Source organism: Pelagicoccus sp. SDUM812005 (assembly GCF_031127875.1).
Taxonomy (GTDB): Bacteria; Verrucomicrobiota; Verrucomicrobiia; order Opitutales; family Opitutaceae; genus Pelagicoccus.
Window position 1 is genome coordinate 269,160 of record NZ_JARXIA010000007.1, and the last position, 7,470, is coordinate 276,629.

Below are 7,470 nucleotides of genomic sequence, written 5' to 3' on the forward strand. Positions count from 1 at the left end.
GCACGGAGCCAGGGCGCTCCGCCTTTTATTTTATCCCCAAAGATTCTTATGTACCTCTATTCAAGAAAATTGCTAACAACCCTGCTTCCATTACTGTGTGTACTAACTACGCTAGGAGCAGCTCAGACCTATCCGGTCCAGTTGAACCCAAGCGGAAATCAATTGTCGATAGCTGCGAATCCGGATGGCAGCTACGATATTCAGACCGAAGGACTCGACCCATGGATCGGCTCGCGCGATCTTGATGCTATTTATGATCCCGGAGTCGTTTTCGTTCTAGAATTTGAATACATTTGCGTGACGGGGCTAGATGATCTTCAGATCTTCTACAAGACAGCGAATACGGGATTCTCTCCTGCGCGACGAGCGCTTCTTGGCCCGCTTCCGGCTTCCAGCGAGTTTCGGAAGTACGCGGTGGAAATGGATGTGCAGGCACCGGTATGGGATGCTGTGTACAACAAGTTTCGCTTCGATTTTGGGCGCTTGCCCGGGCGATCGATTACGGTCAGGAACATTGTGCTTCGCTCCTTGACACCAGAAGAGCAAGCGGCTCGACTGCCGAAGGAGACGGTGGCGATTGAGTTGAATGCTGGTTCCACAAGCGGGGGACTCACTGCATCCGTTCTCGCCGACGGTAGCTATCGATTGGATACAGAAGGAAGCGACCCTTGGGTCGGTAGCGTACCTGTTTCGGACAGCTATGATCCGGAAGTTAGCTATATCATCGAGTTTGAGTACAAGACAGATTTCGCCTACAACCAGCTCGAAGTTTTCTACGGGCCGGTTAACCCTGCACGCCGCTTCGACGCGCCTGGATTTGAACCGAGCTTCGAATGGACGTCCTATGCAATCAACACGCGATTGTTCACGGATGGGTTCGCTGAAAACGATTGGAGGAGCTTTCGCTTCGATTTTGGAAAACAGGAAGGTGATGATGGCGCGAAAACCGTATTTGTAAGGAACATCCGAATACGAAAACCTACCGAAGAAGAGAAGCAGATAGAGCTTTCGAGCGACAAGATTCGCAGTCGCGAGCTCAACCAAGCGCTGCTCGACTTCGTGGGAAATACCTTCGAGAACGCGATTGACTCCGTATCAGTGGACTCTGATTCGGTCAGGATCGAAGGCGTTGTTCCGAATAACGGTGGAGATCTGAAGCTGGTAGAAGTGCCCGTCGAGAGCTCGTTCTACGACGGCGGATTATTTGATGTAGTCGCCACTATCGAGCCAGGCGACAGCATGTTCGACATATCCTTACCGCGGTTTGTTGCTGCTGAGGATCGGTATCTCGATCGTATCTACTCCCGTTGGGCGATCGCTTCCGGTGACCCGGAGGAAGGGTTAACAATCGTCTCTGATCCGTTTTGGGCTAGCGACGTTTCTGCAGCGGCTCAATGGAATTTGGAAGAGGAGAAAGCGATCAGTCTGAAAGGCATGGATGGCTTGACATCCGCTACCTTCGGCAACTTCGGAGATCTGACGGAGCTGGGGGCGCATAGCATGAAAATCAACGTGCTGTTAAACGGAGTGCTTAGTTTAGCTCCGACAGATCTCGTACACGAGTTCAATGGGAAGGAGTATTACATGAAGCGCGGGTCCGTGGAAAATTTGGATCGAAGTGTCCGTGCCTGTTATGAAAGCGATCAGACAGTCGGTTTCGTTCTGTTGGTACCGTTGGGGATTGGAGACGAAGAGCTGCGAGAAGTGTTGGTGCACCCTGATGCGTCGCTCGGTTTGTACTCTATGGCAAACATGGCGACCGAGGACGGGGTAGAGCATTATGCGGCGATCATCGACTTTCTTGCTCAACGTTACTTGAGGCCGGATGCGGCGAATGGACGAGTCGCGTATTGGATTGTTCACAATGAGGTCAATGCCCACAGCTCTTGGACTCACGCTGGTCTGAAGCCGGCTGCGCTATATACCGATATATACCAAAAGTCGATGCGGATGGTTTACTACACGGCTCGCAAATATGATCCCACCGCAAAGGTTTTTGCGACTTTCACGAACGATTGGAACGAGAAGCCAGGGAATGGAAAGGAGAGCGAATTCCTCTCCACTGAAATCCTAGCTTTCCTAAACCTGTTCAGCGATCGGCAAGGAGATTTCGAATGGGGGATCGCGTGGCATTCCTATCCAGTCGGCTTGGCCAATCCCAAGGTCTGGAATGACGCGACTGCCAAGACGCCGCTTAGTTTCGAGGCTCCGGTTATTAGCCCGAGGAATTTGGAAGTGATCGATGCCTATGTTCGGCAGGAGTCCGTCCTCTACAACGGGAAGAAAGTGCGTACCGTAATCTTGTCGGAGAACGGAATGAGCTCCAACACCGACAAGAATCCTAACGCCAACGAAACAACACAGGCGGCGGGGGTCGCCTACTTTTGGAAAAAGGCGAACCGGCGGCTTCCGGCGATCGAGACGATTCATTATCACCGTTGGGTGGACAGCCCGAGCGAGGGAGGGTTGTCGTTTGGCCTCTGGACTACGGGTGACTCTGGACCGCAGAGTTTCGGGGAAAAGAAGGAAGCTTGGTATGTTTGGAAAGCGGCCGGTACTGAAGATGAGGATACGGTTTTCGATCCGTATTTGGACCTGATAGGAATCGAGGACTGGAGCGAAGTGCATTTCGATATGCCAACTGAGGTGACTCCCTATCAAGTCGATTTCAAGTTGAGTGGATGCCCGACGGATCTGGACCGCGTTTGGGTTCGCTTTAACGGTGAGCGTAAGCGACCGCAGCCTGACGGTAGTTTGGTCTTTTTCAACGTAGCCTCTCACATCGAACAACCCTACGAAATCGAAGTGAATGGAGTCGTCGTACATTCGGATTCCCTAGCGATCGACTCTTACCGGTCTCTAGAGTTCGATTTGCAAGCGCCTTACGGACTTGTCGTTGAGGGCACTGGGATAGGTACGAACGAGTTGTTTTGGGTCGATGCCAGCGACTTCGAGGATGGATACGTGGTTGAAACGCTCGGCGATTCTGGCGAGTTCGAAGTTCTTGCCGTCTTGCCAGCTGACACTGAGGAGTTTGTTCACGAAGGTGTGGAGCCGGGAAGGGAGTACTCTTATCGTGTCGCTCCAACGGCTGGTGGTCTTGTGGCTTGCCGTTCCGAGATCGCGGGGGCGGTTGCTTCCTTCATCGTAGCTGAAAGCGGAAACGACGACAGAGGTCGCTTTAGTTTAACCAATAACAGGATACGGACTAAGTTCGTTCTCACCAACTTCGCCGATTTCGACATTCCGCTTGAGGAGCTTAGCTTGCGTTATTGGTTCAGCCCCGAAGGGGCCATCATCGACTCTATGAAGAGCTTTGGCCTCGCCCGCCGCATTTCCAGCGAGAAGATCCTCACCTCTGTCGTGGAACTAGATGCCGATCGGGAAGGCTCTAGCCACTACTTGGAGATCGGTTTCGGGGAGTGTGTCGGAATAGTGCCTGCCAATGGTGGGAGCTCCCCTGAAATCTACACCAAGGTGCTGAACTTGAGCGGTCGCTCGTTGGACGAACGAAACGACTACTCTTGGCGTCCTTCGTCCACCTTGGAGCTCAATGCAAATCTTGGCGTATATTGGAATGGCGTGCTGGTATGGGGGTATGAGCCTCTTTAGCTGTCATTCAGTGAATAATACGGGAGGCGCTTCGTTTTGAAGCGCCTTCTACTTTCTAAATCGCATCGGCGATGCTTATGTGGCCGACGATCCAGAGGAATCAAAACATGAATCCATTGAAAACCACGAACTCAATGAAGGGTAGCTTGTTCCTGTTATGTGTTTGGGATAACGGGTATAATTTAAGGCGATTGCTTCGCTGAGAGAGCTCTTGGGGCTTGTGAACCAAATACTGTGTTGATCTAAGTTGAGCCGTATTGCTCCAGGGGGAGCGGAGTGGGTAAACAACATGCATTGTTCGCCTCATGGGTGGATTGTTTCTCGCCATGGCTCCAAACCATTTAGCGGTCTTTTGAAAAAGGGCGGGGCTGTGTGGTGCATTTAAAATGCTTTTGGGTATCAATTAAGCCTCAAGTCTGTGGCTTGAGGTTCTCTGTCCGCTTGTGGATAGACGGGGTGAAAGGATCCGAACCTAATATCCCGAGGCTAGGGAACCTGAGATATCTCGATTGCGACGAAGCTGTGACTGGGTAGCGGTGGGGTGCCGATTGATCGACTGCCGGCTTTTGGCGGCGGTCGAGCAATCCTTGACTCCTCCAATCCGAATCTAAGGGAAACTGGAGAACGGGTTGTAGCCAGAACGCAAATACGTTTGGCAGGCCCCTCTTCGGTTGCCTGCCTTTCCTTTATCCTGAACGAGAAGGACAATAGTCCGCAGGAGAACCATCAGACAAGATGTGCTACGAAACGAATGAATAACCACCCGCGTGTCTCCGACTCGAACCGACTAAAAACTGCTCATAGCCTTTTTGCTTCAGGACTAGCGGAGGAGGCTTTGTCGATGCTCAATCTCGTCGAAGGGGAATCCTACCGAAACTGCGAAGAATTCCAGATCCGCCAATGCTGAATCCGCCAGGTCCAAGTCGACTTTGGCATACTGGAAGTCCGCTGTTCGGCAGCGAGAGTACCGACACAAGGGAGAGCTGCTTCGCGAGCCTTCGTACCGATACAAGGGAGGGATCGACGCTCAAGCTTTGCTTGGGAAGGCCAATTCGGAGCTGAGGGAAGCGAACGTGGAAGCTTACAAGATCCTCCTGCTGACTTTGGTTTGCGGTCTCAGGCGGACGGAGGCGGACTTGCTCCTGTGGAGCTCGTTCGATTTTAGCAATAGATGTATCCATGTTGTCGCGACAGAGTACTATGGCTTGAAGTCGAAATCGTCGGAAGGCGTTACCTACTTTTCGGAGGATGTCTGTGACTTCTTTCGTGACTGCTACGAAAGGCGGGCTGGGGATTTCGTATTGGAGTCGAGCAAGCCGCCCCTCAGGCACCAGGTAACCTACCAGTACCATCGCGCGGAGAAAGCTCAAAGGGAATTAATCGCTTGGCTGCGAGAAAATGGAGTAAAGGCTCGCAGCCCTATCCATTCGCTTCGCAAGGAGTTTGGTAGCTTGATTAACCAAGTTTATGGCATCCATACCGCATCGTCGGCCTTGCGGCATAGCACCGTAACTGTAACGGAAAGTCATTACATCTGCCAGAAGGTGAAACCGGTCATTGCGTTAGGATTGAAGTGCGAGAGTGGACGTTCGTTTTGAAGCGGCTGCACTCTGAATTGCGCTTATTCCGATTGTTCACTGTGCCCGGAGTGGGGTAACGCCCTTCTTGAGGATGATGTTTCCGTATTTGGCGGTCTCGCCGGTCATGACTACAGCGTAGGCTTTCTTGGCGCGTTCGTAGAAGGCGAAGCGCTCGATGCGTTCGCTGGCTTGGGTCTTGGGCCAGGTCTTGCGGATGGCGGCGAGGTAGCCTGCCTCAACTGTGGGATCGAGCTCGTCGCCGGGGACCGCGGCCATCATGGCGAGCGGGTTCTCGACGTAGGGGTCGAGGATGAAGAGCGGCGAGATGGCTGTTAGCAGGTCCGCTATCTTGAGCCCGTCAACTCGGATCACGTTGGCGTTGAATGATTCTCCGGGGAAATGGGCGTCGGCGAGGACAATTTCATCGCCGTGGCCCATGCGGTAAAGAGCATTGAGCAGTTCTGGACTGAGGAGGGGAGATATTCCGATGAGCATTGTTTTGCTTCCTGGGTGTTTTTTTAGGCGGTCTTTGACTCGTGGAGTTGGTAGGTACGATAGCCGAAAAGGGCGATTAGCACGAAGCAGGCTGCGGGTAGCCAGAAAGAGGTGCGTACTCCGTAGCTTTCGATTAGTCCGCCTTGCAGCTTGGTGAGCACTGCTCCGCCAACGATGGCCATGATGAGGTAGGCGGAGCCCAGCTTGGTTTCTTCCTCCTTCAGATCTTTTAGGGCGATGCCGTAGATAGTCGGAAACATAAGGGACATGCAGGCCGAGATGAGGACGAGGCAGGTCAGGCCAGTGTATCCAGGAAGATAGATAGCACCGATCGTAAAGCCCAATCCGGCGAGGGAAAAGATGAATAGCAGCTTGCCGGGGCTGATGAAGCGGAGCAGGAACGTGCAGATGAAGCGGCTGCAGAGGAAGATGATCATAGCCGCTATATTCCACTTTTGAGCGGTGGCTAGGTCGAGGCCTACTTGCTCCATTCCGTAGTGTATGATGAAGGTCCAGCACATGATCTGAGCTCCTACATAGAAGCCTTGGGCGAGCACGCCTTCGCGAAAATGCGCTTTTTTGAGAAGATGCCCTGTCACGGTGAAAAAGGGAGCGTCCTGCTCTTCCCGCTTGAATAGTGGAAGTTTGGATACGGAGAAAATGATCAGGAAAGTGAATACGACGCCGGCGATCACCATGTAAGGGGTGCGGACGAAGCCGAGGTCGGCTTGCTGTAGGGCTGCGAATTTATCGGGTTCGGTGAAGCGGAGTGTTTTGAGGGCGTCGGGGACGGCTCCGTCGAGTGCTCCGGGGAGTTCGTCAGCGAAGGTGGGGACGCCGTTCTTGTAGAAGGTTACGGTGTTGCCGTCGGCGAGGGAAACGGTCTCGCCTGTAAGCGTAGCTCCTTCGGGGAGTTTGCTTGAATCCGATATTAGGTACTGCGTGTAGGCCGGGTTGTTTTGGCCAAGCTCGGCGCGAAACTCGCCGACTTGCAGGGCGGGCGCTAGCAGGAAGGTGGCCACTGCCATACCGGTCAGGGAGCCGATGGGGTTGAAGGCCTGGGCGAGGTTGAGACGTTGGGTTGCGGTCTCGGGAGGTCCCATAGCGAGGATGTATGGATTGCAGGAGGTCTCCAGGAAGGCTAGGCCGTAGGTGATGACGTAGGAGGCGAGGCAAAATACCCAGAAGGTTGCGGTGAGGCTAGCTGGGATGGTGATCAAGGCGCCAACGCCGTAGAGGGTGAGCCCGAGGATGATGGCTGCTTTGTAGCTGTACTTTCGGATGAAAAGCGCTGCGGGGATGGCCATGCAGAAGTAGCCGGTGTAGAATGCGAACTGCAGCCAGGAGGCTTGGGAAGTGCCGATGATAAAGACTTGCTCGAATACCTTTACGAGGGGGTTGGTGAAGTCGTTGGCGAATCCCCAGAGCGAAAAGCAGCAGGTGGTTACGATGAACGGGAGGAGGTATTGTTTAGGGACTACGGGCACAGGTGGTCGGTTTTGCATATTGGGATTTTTGATTGATCGGCAGGGCCGTCGGCTGGGATGTGTAAAGTGGAGGCGCTCGTGGAATAGCGTAAGCCCATCTCCGGGGTCGTGGAGATGGGCTGGGGATGGCTTTTAAATAGGTGCAGTTAGGCTTGGAGCTCCTCGTCGAAGCAGACGGCGACTTTGCCGCACTTGCCGGAAGCCATGAGCGAGTAGGCGTCGGAGACGTTTTCGAGGGCGAAGCGGTGGGTGACGAGGTCGGAGGGCTTGACGCCCCAGCGCACGAGGCGCTCGAG

Annotated in this window: 4 protein-coding genes and 1 pseudogene; 2 read left to right on the top strand and 3 right to left on the bottom strand. The window is 53.6% G+C overall.

Going from position 1 to position 7,470, the window contains the following annotated elements; all coding sequences use genetic code 11:
- Nucleotides 1-162: 162 nt before the first annotated feature.
- The gene (locus QEH57_RS10845) at nucleotides 163-3,612 is read left to right on the top strand and encodes a DUF5722 domain-containing protein (RefSeq protein WP_309006747.1); all 3,450 of its coding nucleotides are present in this window, start codon (nucleotides 163-165) and stop codon (nucleotides 3,610-3,612) included.
- 929 nt (nucleotides 3,613-4,541) lie between these two features.
- Entirely contained in the window at nucleotides 4,542-5,210 is a 669-nt protein-coding gene (locus QEH57_RS10850) for a tyrosine-type recombinase/integrase (RefSeq protein WP_309006748.1), read from the top strand.
- Between the two features lie 36 nt (nucleotides 5,211-5,246).
- Here QEH57_RS10850 and fucU read toward each other — a convergent pair whose 3' ends face one another.
- The 3 genes and pseudogenes from fucU to QEH57_RS24970 form a co-directional block, all read right to left on the bottom strand.
- Nucleotides 5,247-5,687 (bottom strand): L-fucose mutarotase, encoded by a 441-nt coding sequence (fucU, locus tag QEH57_RS10855; protein ID WP_309006749.1) that lies wholly within the window; start codon nucleotides 5,685-5,687, stop codon nucleotides 5,247-5,249.
- A 23-nt stretch (nucleotides 5,688-5,710) separates the two neighbouring features.
- Complete coding sequence (locus QEH57_RS10860; protein WP_309006750.1) at nucleotides 5,711-7,174, bottom strand: sugar MFS transporter; 1,464 nt, start codon at nucleotides 7,172-7,174, stop codon at nucleotides 5,711-5,713.
- A 146-nt stretch (nucleotides 7,175-7,320) separates the two neighbouring features.
- Nucleotides 7,321-7,470 (bottom strand): annotated as a pseudogene (locus QEH57_RS24970) (alcohol dehydrogenase); the annotation flags it as partial.